This is a genomic window from Hymenobacter lapidiphilus, from assembly GCF_003417065.2.
In the GTDB taxonomy this organism is placed as follows: domain Bacteria; phylum Bacteroidota; class Bacteroidia; order Cytophagales; family Hymenobacteraceae; genus Hymenobacter.
This window is the reverse complement of record NZ_QVLT01000038.1, coordinates 1-17,778: the sequence shown is the minus strand read 5'-3', so window position 1 is coordinate 17,778 and position 17,778 is coordinate 1. Positions and strand designations below refer to the sequence as shown.

14 protein-coding genes and 1 pseudogene are annotated in these 17,778 nt (G+C 59.5%); 9 read left to right on the top strand and 6 right to left on the bottom strand.

Going from position 1 to position 17,778, the window contains the following annotated elements:
• Nucleotides 1–173 precede the first annotated feature (173 nt).
• The 6 genes and pseudogenes from D0N36_RS16800 (at nt 174) to D0N36_RS16775 (ending at nt 5,227) form a co-directional block, all read left to right on the top strand.
• A complete protein-coding gene (locus D0N36_RS16800) occupies nt 174–917 on the top strand; it encodes an OmpA family protein (protein ID WP_242478974.1) in 744 nt (247 codons plus the stop codon).
• A 442-nt stretch (nt 918–1,359) separates the two neighbouring features.
• Complete coding sequence (locus tag D0N36_RS16795; RefSeq protein ID WP_116943000.1) at nt 1,360–1,626, top strand: YMGG-like glycine zipper-containing protein; 267 nt, start codon at nt 1,360–1,362, stop codon at nt 1,624–1,626.
• Nucleotides 1,627–1,830: 204 nt separating this feature from the next.
• Nucleotides 1,831–2,535: an OmpA family protein gene (locus D0N36_RS16790; protein WP_116942982.1), complete on the top strand. Its 705-nt coding sequence runs from the start codon at nt 1,831–1,833 to the stop codon at nt 2,533–2,535.
• Nucleotides 2,536–2,644: 109 nt separating this feature from the next.
• Nucleotides 2,645–3,406, top strand: a complete 762-nt coding sequence (locus D0N36_RS16785; RefSeq protein ID WP_116942999.1) for an endonuclease III domain-containing protein — start codon at nt 2,645–2,647, stop codon at nt 3,404–3,406.
• A 134-nt stretch (nt 3,407–3,540) separates the two neighbouring features.
• Nucleotides 3,541–4,524, top strand: coding sequence for a radical SAM protein (locus D0N36_RS16780; RefSeq protein ID WP_116942981.1), 984 nt, complete (start codon nt 3,541–3,543; stop codon nt 4,522–4,524).
• A gap of 161 nt (nt 4,525–4,685) precedes the next feature.
• Nucleotides 4,686–5,227: pseudogene (locus D0N36_RS16775) on the top strand (gamma carbonic anhydrase family protein).
• Between the two features lie 96 nt (nt 5,228–5,323).
• Here D0N36_RS16775 and D0N36_RS16770 read toward each other — a convergent pair.
• Entirely contained in the window at nt 5,324–6,655 is a 1,332-nt protein-coding gene (locus D0N36_RS16770) for a hemolysin family protein (RefSeq protein WP_190242730.1), read from the bottom strand.
• Nucleotides 6,656–6,864: 209 nt separating this feature from the next.
• On the opposite strand from D0N36_RS16770, the gene D0N36_RS16765 reads away from it, so the two are divergent.
• The 3 genes from D0N36_RS16765 (at nt 6,865) to D0N36_RS16755 (ending at nt 11,223) form a co-directional block, all read left to right on the top strand.
• Nucleotides 6,865–9,057 carry a protein-disulfide reductase DsbD family protein gene (locus tag D0N36_RS16765; protein WP_116942980.1) on the top strand — a complete coding sequence of 731 codons (2,193 nt, stop codon included), beginning with the start codon at nt 6,865–6,867 and terminating at the stop codon, nt 9,055–9,057.
• 551 nt (nt 9,058–9,608) lie between these two features.
• Complete coding sequence (locus D0N36_RS16760) at nt 9,609–10,094, top strand: AsnC family transcriptional regulator (RefSeq protein WP_116942979.1); 486 nt, start codon at nt 9,609–9,611, stop codon at nt 10,092–10,094.
• Between the two features lie 163 nt (nt 10,095–10,257).
• On the top strand, nt 10,258–11,223 hold the full coding sequence (locus D0N36_RS16755) for an energy transducer TonB (protein ID WP_116942978.1): 966 nt from the start codon (nt 10,258–10,260) through the stop codon (nt 11,221–11,223).
• A 97-nt stretch (nt 11,224–11,320) separates the two neighbouring features.
• Here the strand turns inward: D0N36_RS16755 and trxA are convergent, their stop codons facing one another.
• From trxA to D0N36_RS16730, 5 genes are all read right to left on the bottom strand, one after another.
• Nucleotides 11,321–11,650, bottom strand: a complete 330-nt coding sequence (gene trxA / locus D0N36_RS16750; RefSeq protein ID WP_092742274.1) for a thioredoxin — start codon at nt 11,648–11,650, stop codon at nt 11,321–11,323.
• A gap of 357 nt (nt 11,651–12,007) precedes the next feature.
• Nucleotides 12,008–12,415, bottom strand: a complete 408-nt coding sequence (locus D0N36_RS16745; protein ID WP_116942977.1) for a hypothetical protein — start codon at nt 12,413–12,415, stop codon at nt 12,008–12,010.
• 4 nt (nt 12,416–12,419) lie between these two features.
• The gene (locus tag D0N36_RS16740; RefSeq protein ID WP_147320950.1) at nt 12,420–13,469 is read right to left on the bottom strand and encodes a hypothetical protein; all 1,050 of its coding nucleotides are present in this window, start codon (nt 13,467–13,469) and stop codon (nt 12,420–12,422) included.
• A gap of 102 nt (nt 13,470–13,571) precedes the next feature.
• The gene (dnaE, locus tag D0N36_RS16735; RefSeq protein WP_242478973.1) at nt 13,572–17,255 is read right to left on the bottom strand and encodes a DNA polymerase III subunit alpha; all 3,684 of its coding nucleotides are present in this window, start codon (nt 17,253–17,255) and stop codon (nt 13,572–13,574) included.
• Between the two features lie 140 nt (nt 17,256–17,395).
• On the bottom strand, nt 17,396–17,778 hold a 383-nt coding region (locus D0N36_RS16730; protein ID WP_190242729.1), incomplete at its 5' end, for a hypothetical protein.

Genomic DNA, 17,778 nt, shown 5'->3' with positions numbered 1-17,778 from the left:
GCCCGTCAGATGCGCTGTAGGCGCCTCGGGCGGGCTTCCGGCTGTTACAGCGGCTCGTTACCAGAGGCCGGGTATAGATAAGCGTCTATATTTGCCGAACTTTTTTTCTCAAACCTAGTAAGTACCTCTGACCAGGTAAACTGACTCTTTCTCTCACCAATCTGTTGAATTTTATGACTTCCCGCACCTCCCTCTTTACTCTTCTGATGGCCTTCGTGCTGTTCATCAGCTCCTGCGCTACTTCGCAGCCCCGCAACCCCAACATCCCGGAGGCTGATACAAACGGCACGGGTCCCCGCAAAACCGGCATGAGCAAAACGGCTAAAGGTGGCCTGCTCGGCGCTGGTGGCGGCGCAATTGTAGGTGGCGTACTCGGCCGCGTGATTGGTGGCAAAAGCGGCACAGCTGCTGGTGCTATCATCGGTGCTGCCGTAGGTGGTACGGGCGGCGCCCTCATCGGCCGCAAAATGGACAAGCAGGCCGAAGAGCTGCAGCGCGACATGGCTAACGCCAAGGTGGAGCGTGTAGGCGAAGGCATCAAGATCACCTTCGATTCGGGCATCCTCTTCGATACCAACAAGAGCGACCTGCGCGCCGCTTCGATGACCGAAATCCAGAAGATGGCTGAAACGCTGAAGAAGTACCCCGACACCAACGTAATTGTGGAAGGCCACACCGATGCTTCGGGTTCGGATGCCATCAACAACCCGCTTTCGCAGCGCCGGGCCCAGGCCGTGGCTAACTACACGGTTAGCCAGGGCGTAGATGCCAGCCGCGTTACGACTGAAGGCTACGGCTCGAGCCAGCCTATTGCCGACAACACCACCGAAGCCGGCAAGCAGGCTAACCGCCGCGTTGAAATTGCCATCTTCGCCAACGAGAAGATGAAGAAGGCCGCCGAAAACGGTACGCTGTAACTAAAGGCCGGGCATCCGCTGCCTGCTTTGATAGGAAAAGCCCCCTCGTTGAGGGGGCTTTTTTTGTGCCCTTCCCGACCCCTCCGGCGCGGTGGTCGGAAACTGCACCCACTGCGTCAGTGAGAGGTGGAAAACTGTGGCTTCGAAATCTGCTAGTAAGGGCGCTGGCAGTGCAGGCCTTTGCATTCGGGAGGTTTGCCCTGCGTCCGTGGCTGAATGCCAGAACGGAGGGTGAGAGTAGCATGTGGCTGAAATGGGAGAAGTGCTGAAAAGTGCAACAGGTGCCGCCGGACTTACCGGAAACTGCCAACCTGGATATAGCCGGAGTCGTTAAAACGCTCATCGGCAGGCTGCTTTGGCCTGGATATTCCCTAAGCAACAGACTGCCGGCCCAGCGGCCACCGCGCCGAACACTTGATCCACTCACTAAAGCTGAATGACCATGAAAATGATACGCTGGACTTTTATGCTGCTGATTGCAGCCCTGATGATGAGTTGCTCGACTTACCGTGGCGCTAACGACACGGGCAAAGGCGCCATTATCGGCGGGGGTAGCGGCGCGGCTGCCGGCGCCGTAATTGGCGGTGCCAAAGGCGCCATTATTGGTGGCGCCGTGGGTGCCGGCGCCGGGGCCGTTATTGGCAACGAGAAGCAGAAGCGCAAAGACGAACGTCGCCGGGCCCGGGAAACCAGCAACCCGAACCTGTAAGCGCATCGCAAAAAGCAGCTTAGGTAAGGCTGCCTTCGAAAACTAATTGTGCTGATTCTTGGGCCCATTCGCTACCGGCGAGTGGGCCCAGTTGTTTCTGGCAGGATGGTTGTGAGGCGGCTTCCGGCGGGTAGCTTTGCCGGCCCGTAGCCAGCTAGCTGGTCCGTAGTTTTTTCTTCACTTCCTCATCTTTCTTGTTTTCCGATGACTAATCTTCGCTCCCTATTTGTGTTGCTGCTGGCCGTACTGCTGCTAGGCGGCAATTTCGCCGAGGCACAAACCACTAAAGAGAAAAAGCCCTGGAGCAAAACCGCTAAAGGCGGAATAATCGGCGGCCTGGGCGGAGCCGCCGGCGGGGCCATTCTGGGCCGCGTGATTGGCGGTAAGTCGGGCACGGCCAAAGGTGCTATCATCGGGGCCGCCGTGGGCGGGGCCGGGGGCGCCCTCATCGGGCGCCGGATGGATAAGCAGGCCGCCGAGCTGCAGCGCGAAATGGCCGGTGCCACTGTTGAGCGGGTGGGCGAGGGCATCAAAATCACCTTCGACTCGGGGCTGCTGTTCGCCAAGAACTCGGCGAGCCTGACGGCCGCGGCTCAGAACAACATCCAGGAGCTGGCCAAAACGCTCGTGAAGTACGGCGACACCAACGTGATTGTGGAAGGCCACACCGATACCAGCGGCTCCGACGCCGTCAACAACCCGCTTTCGCAGCGCCGGGCCCAGGCCGTGGCCAACTACACTCAGCAGCAGGGCGTGGATGCCTCGCGCTTCACGGTAACCGGCTACGGCTCGAAACAGCCGGTAGCCGACAACTCGACCGAAAGCGGCCGGGTGGCTAACCGCCGGGTGGAAGTGGCTATTTTCGCCAACGAAAAGCTGAAGAAAGCCGCCGAGAAAGGCACCATCTAGGCACCAGTTATCGTCTTTTGAAAAGCAGGGGCTTCCTTTCGGGGAGGCTCCTGCTTTTTTGTGGCCCGGCGGGCGCAACCTGCTGCCCGGCCCGGCGGTACAACCGCGTATGCCTATCGCCTACACCGCTTCCGCCGCCGAGAAAACCCGGCAGAACTACGAGGAGCTCCAGCGCTTCTACCCACCCCTGACGCTCGATAAGCCCCGCCGCTCGCCTATGCGCGAGCTGATTTCGACCGTCCTGTCGCACCGCACCACCCACGCCGATGAAGAGTTGGCCTACGACCGGATGCTGGAAACCTTCGGCGACTGGGCCGGGGTGGAGGCGGCCCCGACCGTGGAACTGGCTCATGCCATTCGCACTACCCGCTGGCCCGATACGCAGGCGCCGCGCATTCAGGAAATTCTGCGCCGCATAAAAGCCGAGCGGGGCGAGTTTGCGCTGGATTTCCTGGCCGAGTGGCCCACCGACAAGGCCATGGGCTGGCTGCACGACATGCCCGGTATCGGGCTGAAAACCGCCTCGCTGGTGCTGCTATTCAACTTCCACAAGCCCGTGCTGCCCGTTGATACCCATGTACACCGCATTGCCCAGCGCGTGGGCATGATTCCACCCAAAGCCTCGGCCGATAAGGCCCACCAGCTACTGCTGGCCCAGCTGCCGGCCGATGCGCTGGTGCTACTCAACTTCCACAAGCATAACTACTGGCACGGCCAGAAGGTGTGCTTCTACACCAAGCCTGATTGTGCCCGTTGCCCGCTCAAGGGCTTTTGCAACTACTACCTCGAACACTACGGCCCCGCCACGCCCGAGGCGCTGGCCGCCACTCCGGCCCGCTGGGATTTGGCCTGGGGCGAGCTGCAGCACTAGCTTACGGCTGAGAGTGGTTAGTTGTCAGCCTGCGTTCATTAGAATCTGTTTCAGGCTAATAGCGCGTAGCTTGCGGTGTGAAGCTGTCAGCACAAAAGCTAACAGCTAATAGCTCTCAGCTAACAACTCAAAAAATGCGTCTGGTTCGTCATCCGGTTCTGTGCAATTACTACGTTACCTACCGGTGCAACGCCAAGTGCTCGTTCTGTGATATTTGGGAGAAGCCTTCGCCCTATATCACGCTCGAAGACGTAACCCAGAACTTGCGCGACCTGAAGCGGCTGGGCGTGTCGGTGGTGGACTTTACGGGCGGCGAGCCGCTGCTGCACCGCCAGATTCACGAGTTTGTGGGGTTGGCCCACGACATGGGCTTCATCACGACGCTGACTACCAACTGCCTGCTCTACCCCAAGTACGCCGAGCGGCTGCGCGGCAAGGTGGACATGCTGCATTTCTCGCTCGATTCCAGCGAGAAGGAAGTGCACGATCGGGGTCGGGGCGTGGCCTGCTTCGATTTTGTGCTCGAAAGCATCCGGGTGGCCCGCGAGCTGGGCGAGCGGCCCGACGTGCTGTTCACCGTGTTCCGCCAGAACCTGGCCGACCTGGAGCGCGTGTACGAGCAGATTACGCGGCCCAACGAATTGGTGCTCATCCTCAACCCTGCCTTTGAGTACGGCGACGTGGAAACCGGCGAGCAACTGACGCCCGAGGAGCTCGACTACCTCTCGGCCTTTGGCAAGCGCAAGGGCGTGTACCTCAACGAGGCCTTCATCCAGCTGCGGCGCGATGGGGGCAACCACGTAGCCGACCCGGTGTGCCGGGCGGCCAGTACCACGCTGGTCGTGTCGCCCTCCAACGAGCTGGTGCTGCCCTGCTACCACCTCGGCGAAAAGAAATTCCCGATTGAAGGCCGCCTGTTCGACCTCTACAACTCGGTCGAAGTGCAGCAGCTGGCCGCGCTCGAAGGCCGCCTGCCCGCCTGCGAAGGCTGCACCATCAACTGCTACATGCAGCCCAGCTTCGCCGTTGAAACCAGCAAGTACTTCTGGCAGGCGCTGCCCAGCACCATCAAATACAACTGGGAAAAAGGCACCTGGAAACGCATGCTGACGCGGTGATAAATTGAAAAAAAGCGTGTCAAGCTGAGCGTAGCCGAAGCATATCGCGTGCAATGGCGATTCAGCCCCTAGATTTACTTTGGCAACATCAGCGGTAGAGATGCTTCGGCAAGCTCAGCATGACGTTCCTGTTTATAGCCTTCACCTGCCTACTTTATCTCATGCCCCTCATTCTGCCCGTTCAAGGAAAACACCCGCAGCTTGGCCCCGACTGTTTTGTGGCCGATAACGCCACCATTGTGGGCGACGTGACGCTGGGCCGCGCCTGTACCGTGTGGTTCGGGGCGTGGTGCGCGGCGACGTGAACTCCATCCGCATCGGCGACCAGACCAATATTCAGGACGGGGCGGTGCTGCACTGCACGTACCTGAAGGCGGCCACGGTGGTAGGCTCGCGGGTGAGCATCGGCCACCGCGCCATCGTGCACGGCTGCACCGTGGAGGATGACGTGCTGATTGGCATGGGTGCCATCGTGATGGACCACGCCGTGGTGGGTGCGGGCTGCATTATAGCGGCCGGGGCGGTGGTGCTGGAAAACATGCACTGCGAGCCGGGCTATCTGTACGCCGGGGTGCCGGCCCGCCGCATAAAGCCCGTTACGGAGCAGCAGCGCGCTGGCCTGCTCCAAACAGCCGACAATTACGTGCTGTACGCCAGCTGGTTTCAGACTGAGGACGCTCAGCCCGAAAAGTCGGTTGACTAAAGCCAAATTTCATCAACAGGCACCAACCAAAAGCGCCTCCCCGATTTGGGAAGGCGCTTTTTGTTAGGGGTAGTTTGATGCCTACGCGGCCGGCCGCTACAGATGCGGCATTGCGCCGGTTTCGGCTTCCGCTTCCTGGCCGTTGAGCAACCGTAGCTGCACCAGCTCGACGGCGCGACGGGAGCGTTTGAGCACCCGGAACTCGTAGTTGTCGAGCGTGGCCACGTCGCCCACCTCGGGGATGTTGCCATAGAGCACATTGAGCAGGCCGCCCACGGTTTCGTAGTCGCCGCCCTCGGGCAGGGGGTAGGGCAGGTGCTCGTTGGCGTCGGGGATGGGCGTGGCCGTGTTTACGCGGTATTCGGTTTCCGATACCTTCTCTACCACCGGCACTTCGTTGTCGTACTCGTCCTGGATTTCGCCCACCAGCTCCTCCATAATGTCCTCAATCGTGACGATGCCCGACACGCCGCCGAACTCGTCGCTGACGACGGCCATGTGCATGTGCTTGCGCTGAAACTGGCGCAGTAGCCGGTTGATTTTTTTGGTTTCGGGTACGAAGTAAGCCGGGCGCATGATTTTGCCCAGCTCCAGCGGCTCGTGCCGCCGGATAATCTGGAGCAGATCCTTCACGTAGAGCACGCCCACGATGTTATCGATATTGACCTCAAAAACCGGGATGCGCGAGTAGCCCTCGGTGTACACCATTTCCAGCACGGCATCTTCGGGCGTGTTGATTTCCAGGGCTACCAGCTTGGTGCGTGGCACCATAATCTGCTTTACCATCCGGTCGTTGAACTCGAACACATTTTCGAGTAGCTCGTGCTCCGACTCCTGAATTTCGCCGCTCTGTTTGCTCTGGTCGAGTAGCATGCGCAGCTCCTCACTGGTGTGCACTTCCGCCCCGTGCATCGAGGCCACCCCAAAAAGTCGTAGCACGAGGTCTGACATTCGGTCGAGTACCCAAATAAGGGGAAAGGTAATAAAAGCGAAGGCCCGCAGCGGAATGGCAATGGCTATGCTGGTGCTTTCGGGCTTCTGAATGGCCAGCACCTTGGGAGCCTGCTCGCCCAGCACAATGTGCAGGATGGTAATGAGCGAGAACGAGGTGACGATGGATATCTGGTGGACCACCGTGGAGGAAACTACCAGGCCAAGCTGGGCAATAATGGCCATAATAATCTCGGCTACCACACTTTCCCCAATCCAGCCCAGAGCCAGCGAGGCCAGTGTAATACCGAGCTGGCAGGCCGAGAGGTAGTGGTTCATCTCGTGCAGCATGCCCAGCAATAGCTGCGCGATGCGGTTGCCGCTCTGCGCCTTCAGTTCAATCTGGGAGATACGGACCTTGACGAAAGCGAATTCGGCGGCCACAAAAAATCCGTTGGCGGCAACCAGCAGGATAGTCAATAAAATGTTTAAGCCCATAGTTGCGGCGGCAGGCTCAACCGGCCCGGCCATCCTTTGTACTGCGAAAGTACGACATTCGCTCTAAGGGGTTGGGATAAGAACGCGAATACCGGGTACCGAAGGTGGCTGGCTGGCCAGTTGCTAACCAAGGCAAACCTAGTCGGTAGGTAGCTGTTGCCGTTTCTGCCGACCTTTGTTGTCGTTGAGCTTTACTTCCTGCTTTTAATATGTCCACGATTCATCGTTTTATCCTGCTGCTGCTGGCGCTGCTGTTGCCCCTGGGCATGCGGGCGCAGGTATTGCAGCCTACCAAGCTCACCACCACCATCAGCCAGCCTACAGCTAAAGTAGGCGAGCAGCTGGAGCTCATCATCAACGCCCGTATGGAGGCCACCTGGCACCTGTACGCCACCAACTTCGACCCCGACTTAGGCCCCACGGTTTTTAGTTTGAAGTTTGCCAAAAGCCCGGCCTACGAGTTGGTAGGCCCGCCCAAATCGGTGGGCGAGACCAAGCACTACGACGACGTATTCAAGGGTGACGTCACGTACTTCGAGAAAACCGGCCAGATTCGTCAGCGCATCCGGGTACTGCAGCCCGGCGCTTTGGTTATCAAGGCCGAAGCCGAGTTCCAGAGCTGCACCGATGTGGACGGCCGCTGCATTCCGGGTGATGCCAGCCTGAGCTTCGGCCCGCTGGAAGTAACCGGCACTGCCGCGCTGGCCGCCGCTGCCACCCCCGCCACCAAGGCAACTGCTAACGAGGTAGCTCCGGCCGTCCCCGGCACCGCGGCCCCGGCTCCCGCCAACGTTGCCACTACTGTTCTCGCCGCCACGCCCAACGATACGCCTGTTGTAGCCGGTGGTAGTGTTGCTGTTGTTTCGGCGGTGGCGGGCACGCCGGCCGCCAGCGCGGCCACGGTAAAGTCTACGGCCGTCGAGTCGGCGGGCGGACTGTGGGGGTTTGCCTTCGCGGCCTTCGTATTCGGACTGGGCGCTTTGCTCACGCCCTGCGTGTTTCCGCTTATTCCGATGACGGTTTCGTTCTTCACCAGCGGCTCCGACAGCCGGCAGCGCGGCATCTTTAAGGCCGCCGTGTACGGGCTCAGTATCATCGTTATCTATGTTTTGATTGGCGTAGTTGTGTCGGCGCTGCTGGGCGAAGATGGCCCCAACCTGATTGCCACGCACTGGCTGCCCAACCTGATTTTCTTCGCCGTGTTCGTGGTATTCGGCCTCTCGTTTCTGGGCCTGTTCGAAATCACGCTGCCCCACAGCATGGTGAACAAGATTGATGCCCAGGCCGACAAAGGCGGCTGGGCGGGCGTGTTCTTCATGGCCCTCACGCTGGTGCTGGTGTCGTTCTCCTGCACCGGACCCATCGTGGCTACCATTCTGGGCCTGGCCGCTAGGGGCGAGCGGGTGGCCCCGGTGGTGGGCATGCTGGGCTTTTCGCTGGCCTTCGCGCTGCCCTTCACGCTGTTTGCCATCTTCCCGACTTGGCTGAAAAGCCTGCCCCGCTCGGGTGGCTGGCTGAATACGGTGAAGGTGACGCTGGGCTTCGTGGAGCTGATGCTGGCCCTCAAGTTCCTGAGCATGGCCGACCTGGCATACCACTGGGACCTACTGCCGCGCGACGTTTATCTGGTCCTCTGGATTGCCCTCTCGGGCCTGCTGGGCCTATACCTGCTGGGCCGCTTCAAACTCTCCCACGATTCCGACCTCGCGCACCTGAGCGTGGGCCGGTTGCTGATGGCCGTGCTAGTGTTCAGCTTTATGACGTACCTGGTGCCTGGCCTATTTGGCGCGCCGCTGCCGCTGCTGGCTGGCTACCTGCCCCCCCAGAGTCGCTCCGACTTTATGGTAGCCACCGTGGGCACAATGCAAGGCAGCGCGGTTGATGCCGCGCCCGTGGGTGGCTGCGAGCCGCCCCGCTACGGCGACTTTCTGGAGCTGCCCCACGGCCTGTCCGGCTACTTCGACCTGGAGCAGGCCCGCCGCTGCGCCCAGGCCCAAAACAAGCCGTTGTTCATCGATTTCACCGGCCACGCCTGCGTGAACTGCCGCAAAATGGAAGCCACCGTCTGGAGCGACCCCCAGGTGCTGAAACGCCTGCGCGAAGAGTTCGTGGTGGTGGCGCTCTACGTTGATGACAAAACCGACCTGCCCGCCCAGGAAGCGTATACCTCGGCCTACGATGGCAAGCTAAAAAGCACAATTGGCAAGAAAAACGCTGATCTGCAGGTAACGGGCTTCAACGTAAACGCTCAGCCTTACTACGTGCTGCTCGACCCTAACGCTCCCGCCAACCAAACCGGAGTGTTGGCCCCGCCGCTCGGCTACGAGCCCGATGCGGCTGCCTTCGTCCGTTTTCTGGATGCGGGCCTGGTCCGCTACCGCCAGCGGCTGGCTAACCGCTAACCTAGGCCCCAGATAGAGAAAGGCAAAAAGCTCCCGACGGTGTGTCGGGAGCCTTTATTCAAAAACTCGAATGGATTTGCGGCTAAAATAGCCGACCTTTGCGGCAAGTTTTAGCACTATGCTGCCACATCTTCCGAAAAGCAGTCCAAAGAGCAGGAAAATAGTAAAATGAAAAAAAGAAGGCGGCACCCACCCAGATGCCGCCTCTCAATTCAGAACGTACCCACCCAGATACGTCCCGGTAATCCCTTCCCACTTAACCCCACCAAATCGTTATTGCTTTAGAAGAAGGAACCGAACCTTCGCACGATAGTTAGCCAGTAACCGGGCTGTTTTTTATCAAATCCTCACCCCCGGGAGAGGAGAATATGTCTACCAGTTTCATCATGCTACAGTATCGGAATAGTCCTGCGCCATTTGCACCGGATTATGACAAATGTAGATAACATATCGATGGAATGAAATATGTTAAGATATGTTGGATAAAAATTTATACTATTTTTAAGCAATAGATCGTTTGATTAAAATATACATAATCAAAGTTTAAAACAATGGCACGTAATTACGAACTTGACGACACCGACCGGAAAATTCTGGCCCTGCTTATTGACGACGCTAAAACCCCATATACTGAGATTGCCCGTAAGGTGCATGTGTCGGGCGGAACGGTGCATGTGCGCATGGCCCGCCTAGAGGAGTTGGGTATTGTGCAGGGGGCAACCCTCAAGATTGATTATCAGAAGCTGGGCTACGGAGTGCGGGCTTTTCTGGGTATTTACTTGCAGAAGAGCTCGGTGTATGAGGGGGTAGTGAAGGCTCTGAGCGAAATTCCGGAAGTCGTCAGCATCGATTTTACCACCGGCGCCTACGGCATCTTCGCCCGCCTGATTTGCCGCGACACCAACCATCTGCGCGAAGTCCTCCACGGTCAGATTCAACTCATCGACGGTATTGAGCGCACCGAAACGCTCATCTCGCTCGAAGAAGCATTTAACCGGCCCATTCAGTTGCCTGAAATAAAGGAGGACAACGAATAGAAGCTGGCGTGGGCACTGTTATCAGCAGCAGTGCCCATGTCAGCAAATAGACTCCGGTAAGCTGGAATAGTGTTATAAGAAGAAAAATGCGATGTTAGTTGCCATTTTATGGTAGCTAATCTATATTTAGTAGCCAGTAGCTAGCGCTTTACCCTGGCTGCTTATGAGAATTCGCTACGTTTTTCTCCTTGTAGCCGCAGGTGCGGTGCGGCTAAGCCAGGGGCAGAGCCTGCCGGCCGTTTACCTCGACGACCAGAGCCGGCCCACAGTGCCCGACAGCGCAACCCACTACCGGGTAGTGGAGCGCCGCAACGAGCTGCTGGGCACCCACGCCATGCGCGAGTTCTCCCTGCTGGGCGAACTGCTGCTGAAAGGCACGCTCTCGTCCATCGATCCGCCGGTGCGCAACGGCCCGCTCACCTGGTACCATCCGGAAGGCAGCCGCGCCGCCCAGGTGCATTACCGCGACGATGAAGCCAACGGCCTGTATGTGGGCTGGTACGAGGATGGCCGCGTCAGCCAGCGGGGCGACTATGTGCAGGGGCAGCGGGCTGGCCGCTGGCTTTCGGTGCATCGCAACGGCCAGAAACGGTCGGAAGGGTACTACAACGCCGGCCGGCCGGTGGGCGAGTGGCGCTATTACTACGATACGGGCGAGTTGAGCGCCATTGAGATGCCCGACCGCCAGGGCCGGCCGCTGGCGCTGGCCTTTTTCAACAAGGATGGCTCGCCCTATATGCAGCCCGTGCAGGTGCGCAAGCTGCCCCGCTTCCCGGGTGGCGAGGCGGCGCTGCTCAGCTTCGTGGCCCAGAACACCACGTATCCGCGCGAGGTGCGCCGCAAGGGCATTGTGGGCAATGTGCTGGTTAGCTACACGGTGGGCGAAGATGGCCGCGTGGGCCAGGTGCGGATAGCGCAGGGCCTGGCTGCCGAAGCCGACCGTGAGGCTCTGCGGGTGGTAGCTGCCCTGCCTCGCTTTGAACCCGGCCGCGAATACAACCTGCCCACGGCCATGACCTTTACCATTCCCATCTACTTTGGGCCGGGCTTTTCGCTGGCCTCGGGCCTGAAGCCGCCCCAGACGCCGCCCTCCGAGGCCCGCGCCGCTGCCCCCGAAGCCACGGACTGAGCCGCCGACACAACGTACCGCATAAAGAAGCCTCCGTGCTACCTGACCCTTGGGGCCGGCAGCACGGAGGCTTCTTTACTTACTGGACTGGGTTAAACTAAGCCGTTACCTGGGCGTCGAGCTTCTGAGCCAGTACGTGCTTGGGTACGGCACCTACCTGCTTGTCTACTACCTGTCCGTTTTTGAAAACGAGCAGCGTAGGAATGCTGCGGATGCCGAATTTGGCCGAAGTCTGGGGGTTGGCGTCTACGTCGACTTTGCCGATAATGGCTTTGCCTTCGTACTCACCGGCCAGCTCTTCTACCACCGGGCCTACCATGCGGCAGGGGCCGCACCACTCGGCCCAGAAATCCACAAGCACGGGCTTATCGGAGTTGATGATCTGGTCGAAATTGGCGTCGGTAATCTCAATGGCTTTATGTCCCATGATGAATGTCAGGTTTGGGGTGAAAGATGTTACGCGGCTATACGGGCTATCGGCCCGCAAGGTAGCAGATTGTGATTCAACAAGACCCAGTCCGGAAAGTTCGATCGGGGCAATGAGGCCCCTCAACCACTCGATGCAGCCACCTACCTGCCTATTGGTAGCGGCGTAGGAGCCATCTCCTACAGCCCTATAAATTCTACGTGGCAATGAGCCGGCCATAATTTCATCCGAACCCGGATTAGCTGCATTATTGCTACCGCAGCTTATGCGCTGATCAGTAATGTCGGGGCTCCAACTGTTGCGGCTCTACGTTATTTCAGCTACCCAGAAAATCTACTTGAATAACTGCAAAACGCTTCAGGGGCGGGGAAGCTGCCGCTGACGGTCAATCTCGTTCAGGTCGGCTTCTCCCTGCTCCACCGATACCCACTCCCAGATTGGCCGCTTATTGGTGCCCCCATGGGCGGTAATCCGTAGGTAATTAAGGCCAGCGGGATTGGGAATGACGAGTTGGCAGGGCAAACCTGGCAACTCCAAACACAGCCGCAGCATCCGGCCGGGGTAGGGCCAGGGAATTTCCAGGTATTCGTGGGGCTTGAGCTCACCAGCCGGCTGGGTATCGACTGTGAACTGCACCGGAGTCGATGAGGCATCAGCGTAGCGGTACATATAAATGTAGGCCGTATCGGTGCGGGGCGGCGCTGGCAGCAGCGGGTTCGGGAACTGTCCGGCCGCGCCGGTGCGCATGTCCACGGCGTAGCCCATTGGCTCAGCCCATTGGCTCAGCCGAGTGGTCGACGCCGGAGGTCAGCAGGGCTCCGGCCAGTCCGCCCACGACGGCCGCACTGCCAGTGGCTCGGGCCTGCATGTAGGCTACGTCGGTAGGCGCTTCGCCCACAAAGGTGAAAAAGTCGCGGTGACGGTGGAGCGGGAAAAACTGCTTCTGGTGCTGCACAAACAGCTGGCGACCATCCGAAAAGCCCCAGACCTGCTTCATGGGCTGACTCTGGTTCTTCTCGTTTAAAATTTTAACCCGCAACCGGGGTATGCCGAGCCAGAGCAGCCGAGCTTGTGGCGGCCCGAAGCCAAAAGCCACGATATCGGTTGAGGCGCTCAGCTCGGGGGCAGGCGTGTTGGCCAGAAACTGCTCGAAGGTGTAGTAAACGCCCGGCCGGGGAAATTCCCGCAGAATGGCGGGCCCGGTTCCGGCAGTAGCCGTGGCGGAGGTGGTAGGTACGTCGGTGGGCAGTTGGGCGAGGGTAAGCGCCGGGCCAGTGGTGCGTTCGGCCCAATTGTGCGTGGTGAGCTGCTCCAGGCACTTTTGCAGCAGCAGCGCCACGTGCTCGGCGTGGAGCGAAGTGGTTTCGAGGGCGCGCGAAGAAGTGTGCGCTGACACGCTGCGCACAAAATGGTAGCCGTCGGGCAGATGCTCGTACACGTCGGCTGCCAGGTCGGCGCTGGCTTTTTCGGTCAGGCCATTGAGCTGCTCGCCCACCCGCAGCTGGCGCAGGCACAGTACAATGGCATGGTCGTCGGGCCGGGCCGGCAGCTGCTGCCGGAGCAAATCAGTCAGCTCTGCTTCCAGGCCCCGCCGGAACATAACCGGCTTCGAGCGATTGTCGAGGCCCCGGTACACCATGCCAATCAGTGGCTTGCCCGGCCGGCCGTCCACCACCTGCTCCACATGCACCGTGCGGGAGGGCAGGTTTATTCTTTGATACCTCACGTCGAGATAATACTGCGCCATGGCTGCCGGCGCCAGCAAAACACTCCACAACACTGCCAGCACCACAAGGCCCCGGCGAAATAATAACGACATCCTGCAGTGTAGCATAGCCCGAAAAAAACCGCCGCTACAACTCAGCGAGGTATAGCGGCAGTAAAAATCAGCGTAATCAATTACATCTGCAACAACTGGAGTTTATATCAGCTGGCAGGCTTCGATTTCCATTTCGCGCATCCGGCGGATGAACTCCTTGGGCTCGATGCGGTAGCGGCGCGAGTAAGTGTCCACGGCCAGGTGCTCGTGAGGCTCGGCAAACTTGATTTCGAGCTTTTTGGAACCAGCGGCCCCTTCCACGGCCTCCATAAAACGGTCCATGAAGGGCTCAGTGATGGTGCGCAAATCGAGTTGCACGCGCACGCCGTTGGCCAGCTTTTCGGCCACGTTAAAGAGCGGTTCCATGGTCATGATTTTGAACTCGAACTGGTCGGAGTCGCGGAAGCGCTGGGCGTACTTGCCCCGGATGAACATGGGCGGCACCTGCTCCTTATCGTAGTTGCGGGGGTTAATAAGGGCCGAGAACTTGGAGTAATCGTCGCGGAACAAAGCCAGGTTGAGGCTGGCATCGTAGTCTTCAATGTTGAAGCTGACGAAGGGCTGGCCGGTTTTGGTGGTCTTGAACAGCACGTTGGAAATAAGGCCGGCCACCGTAATGTCGCGGTTCTTGTAGGTCTCAATCTTGTCGAGTCCGCAGGTGCAGTAGGAGTCGATTTCCAGCTTAAAATCGTCGAGGGGGTGGCCCGAGAGGTAGAATCCTACTACTTCCTTTTCGCGGCGCAGCTTCTCGGTGGGGCTCCAAGGCTCCATGTCCTGGATTTTGGGCATCGGGATGGCCATTTCGCCGCCGCCGCCGCCAAACAGGCTCTGCTGGGCCGACTCCTTAGCTGCCTGGTGCTGCTGGCCCACTTTCATGGCCTTCTCAATCAGACTCTGGTCGTTGCCCGGTGCTTCCAGAAACTGGCGGCGGTGGTAACGGTCGAACGAGTCGAAGGCGCCGGCCTGGGCCATGCTCTCGAAGGTTTTCTTGTTCACGGCCCGCAGGTTTACGCGGCGCGAGAAGTCGAAAATGTCGCCGTAGGGCCCATTCTGGTCGCGCTCCTGCACGATTTCCTCCACCGCAGCCTCGCCCGCGCCCTTCACGGCCGCCATTCCGAAACGAATCTGGCCCTGCTTGTTCACGTTGAACTTGAGGATGGATTCGTTGACGTCGGGCCCGAGTACGGCCACGTTTTGCTTGCGGGCTTCCTCGATAAAGAAGGTCACCTTTTTGATGTCGCCCATGTTGTTGGTGAGCACCGCCGCCATGTACTCGGCCGGGTAATGGGCCTTGAGGTAGCCGGTTTGGTAGGCTACCAGCGAGTAGGCGGCCGAGTGGGAGCGGTTGAAGCCGTAGGCCGCAAACTTCTCCATCACGTCGAATACCTCGTTGGCCTTTTTGGCCACGATGCCGTGCAGCTTCTTGGCCCCCTCGCAGAATTTGTCCCGCTCCTGGGCCATCTTCTTCATGTCCTTTTTACCCATGGCCCGGCGCAGCAAGTCGGCGCCACCGAGCGAGTAGCCGGCCAGAATCTGGGCCGCCTGCATGATCTGCTCCTGGTACACCATGATGCCCTGGGAGTAGTTCAGGATCGGTTCCAGCAGTTCGTGCGGATAGTCGACTGCCTCGCGGCCGTGCTTGCGGTTGATGAAGTTGGGGATGAACTGCATCGGGCCAGGCCGGTAGAGGGCGTTCATGGCAATCAGGTCCTCGATGTTGGTGGGCTTGAGGTCCTTGAGGTACATGCGCATGCCCTCGCTCTCGAACTGGAACGTGCCGATGGTGTCGCCGCGCTGGTACAGTTCGTAGGTTTTAAGGTCGTCAATCGGAATCTCATCAATGTCGATTTTGACGCCGTGGTTGCGCTCAATCAGGTTGATGGCGTCCACGATAATCGTGAGCGTCTTCAAACCCAGGAAGTCCATTTTCAGCATCCCGGCACTCTCAATCACCTTACCGTCGAACTGGGTGATGAGCAGCTCCGACTCTTTGGACGTCGAAACCGGGATGTACTTGGTGATGTCGTCGGGGGCGATGATGATGCCGGCCGCGTGAATGCCGGTGTTGCGCACCGAGCCTTCGAGCTGGGTGGCGAGGCGCAGAATGTGGCCCCGCAGGTTGTCGGGCGCTTCGTCGCGCCGAATCATGTCGAGCTCCTGGTTTTCGGCGAAGGCCTTGGTGAGCGTGGTGCCCACTTGGTCGGGCACCATTTTCACGAGGTCGTTGGCCACTGGCAGCGGTAAATCCATTACCCGCGACACATCCTTGATGCTCGACTTGGCAGCCATGGTGCCGAAGGTGATAATCTGGGCCACCTGGGTCTTGCCGTACTTGCCCACCACGTAGTCAATCACGCGCTGGCGGTTCACGTCGTCGAAGTCGATGTCAATATCGGGCATGGAAACCCGCTCGGGGTTTAGGAAACGCTCGAACAGCAGCGAGTACTTAATCGGGTCGATGTTGGTGATACCGACGCAGTAAGCCACGGCCGAACCGGCGGCCGAGCCCCGGCCCGGACCCACGGCCACGCCAATGTTGCGGCCATGGTTGATGAAGTCCTGGGTGATGAGGAAGTAGCCCGCGAAACCCATCGTCTCAATCACGCGCAACTCGTAGTCCAGCCGCTCCTCAATTTCGGGGGTGCGGTCGGAGTAGCGGCGCTTTTCGCCCTCGAACGCGCCTTTGTAGGTGAGATGGCGCAGGAAGGCATCGGCGTTGGCGTGCTCGGCTGGAATCGGGAAGTTGGGTAGTAGAATGTCACGCTGCAGCACGGGCGGCGTGATTTTGTCCACGATTTCGTTCGTGTTATCCACACTCGCGGGCACATCGGCGAACAGGGCGTTCATCTCGGCTTGGCTCTTGAAATAGAACTGGTCGTTGGCGAAGCCGAAGCGCGACTTGGGCCGCGGGGCCTGGGCCTCCTCATCAATGCGCTGGAGCTGGCGGCGCACGGCGGCATCCTGGCCCGCCAATGGCCGCAGGTTGTCGAGGTGGTCATATAGGACTTTGTTGTCCTGCGAAATCATCCGGAAATACTGGGTCTGGAAGTCGCCCACCGGGATGCTGTGCTCCTCGCCGGTGTTCACGCACAGCAGAATGTCGTGCGGCGCGAAGTCCGTCTGGTCGACGTAGTGCGAGTCGTTGGTGCAGATGACCTTGACGTTGTACTTTTTGGCCAGCCCGAGCAGCACCTGGTTCACGTCTTCCTGGCTTTTACCGGTGCCATCGAAGTTCATCAGCCCGTGCCGCTGAATCTCGATGTAGTAATCGTCCTCGAACACGTCAATCCACCACTTCAGCAACTCCTCGGCCTGGGCCTCGCCCTGAAACAGAATGGCCTGGGGAATCTCGGCGCCGATGCAGCAAGAAGTGGCAATCAGGCCCTTGTGGTACTGGAGTAGCAGCTCCTTATCAATGCGCGGGAACTTGCCGTACACGCCCTCGATAAAGCTCATCGAACAGAGCTTGCTCAGGTTGTGGTAGCCGTCTTGGTCCTTGGCCAGCAGCAGCTGGTGGTAGCGCTTGTCCCGCTCGCCCTTCTCGCGGCTGAACGCCTTCTTGTGGCGGTCGGCCACCATGTAAAACTCGCAGCCCACAATGGGCTTCACGTTGTACTTGTTGGCTTCGGCCACGAAGTTGAACGCCCCGAACATGTTGCCGTGGTCAGTCAGGGCCACGGCCGGCATGCCATCGGCCTGGGCCTTTTTCATCAGGCCCGAAATGGAGGCCTGCCCATCGAGCAGCGAATATTGGGTGTGCGAGTGCAGGTGCGAGAAGACGGGCATAAGCGGGGCGCTGCGGGCCATCAGGACCCGCCGCGAAAGGTAAAGTTACCGCCGCCGAGCCGGAAAGGAAAGTTGCGAAAGCAACGCTTTTTGCGTAATCAGAAGAAAGGCAGGCCGCGTTCCAGCTCCTGCAGCATAGCCTAGTCCCAGGCGGCCGGAATGCACCAGTGTTGAGCTTTGTGGAAGTGGTAAAGCCCTGCTAAAGGAGCGGTTCTAAATACCTTCGTCCGGGGCTGTAACCGAGTCCATAGTTTCTTCGGGCTGGGCTCAACGGGCTCCGGTGCCAGTTCCCCCACCGAATCGGCCGGCTCCGAATCCACCTGGATGGTATCGGGCTGAATATCGAACAGGGTGGGGGCAGCGGCCTCCAGATTCTCCTCATTATTATCTGGCTGGTCTTCGCGGGGCTGGCTGCGGGCCTCCCCACGCCCGGCCGGTGGGCGCGCGTAGTGCTGCACGGCCCAGCCACCCGCCCCGATGCCGGCCAGCAGCACCAGTACCAGCGCCACCCGGGGCCACTGCA

Excerpts from the sequence above, each read along its gene's own strand:
- D0N36_RS16770 (WP_190242730.1), bottom strand. The coding sequence starts at position 6,655 with ATGGGCTTAAACATTTTATTGACTATCCTGCTGGTTGCCGCCAACGGA.
- D0N36_RS16795 (WP_116943000.1), top strand. The coding sequence starts at position 1,360 with ATGAAAATGATACGCTGGACTTTTATGCTGCTGATTGCAGCCCTGATG.
- D0N36_RS16800 (WP_242478974.1), top strand. The coding sequence starts at position 174 with ATGACTTCCCGCACCTCCCTCTTTACTCTTCTGATGGCCTTCGTGCTG.
- D0N36_RS16755 (WP_116942978.1), top strand. The coding sequence starts at position 10,258 with ATGAGAATTCGCTACGTTTTTCTCCTTGTAGCCGCAGGTGCGGTGCGG.
- D0N36_RS16745 (WP_116942977.1), bottom strand. The coding sequence starts at position 12,415 with ATGGGCTACGCCGTGGACATGCGCACCGGCGCGGCCGGACAGTTCCCG.
- trxA (WP_092742274.1), bottom strand. The coding sequence starts at position 11,650 with ATGGGACATAAAGCCATTGAGATTACCGACGCCAATTTCGACCAGATC.
- D0N36_RS16760 (WP_116942979.1), top strand. The coding sequence starts at position 9,609 with ATGGCACGTAATTACGAACTTGACGACACCGACCGGAAAATTCTGGCC.
- dnaE (WP_242478973.1), bottom strand. The coding sequence starts at position 17,255 with ATGCCCGTCTTCTCGCACCTGCACTCGCACACCCAATATTCGCTGCTC.
- D0N36_RS16790 (WP_116942982.1), top strand. The coding sequence starts at position 1,831 with ATGACTAATCTTCGCTCCCTATTTGTGTTGCTGCTGGCCGTACTGCTG.
- D0N36_RS16740 (WP_147320950.1), bottom strand. The coding sequence starts at position 13,469 with ATGTCGTTATTATTTCGCCGGGGCCTTGTGGTGCTGGCAGTGTTGTGG.
- D0N36_RS16785 (WP_116942999.1), top strand. The coding sequence starts at position 2,645 with ATGCCTATCGCCTACACCGCTTCCGCCGCCGAGAAAACCCGGCAGAAC.
- D0N36_RS16765 (WP_116942980.1), top strand. The coding sequence starts at position 6,865 with ATGTCCACGATTCATCGTTTTATCCTGCTGCTGCTGGCGCTGCTGTTG.
- D0N36_RS16780 (WP_116942981.1), top strand. The coding sequence starts at position 3,541 with ATGCGTCTGGTTCGTCATCCGGTTCTGTGCAATTACTACGTTACCTAC.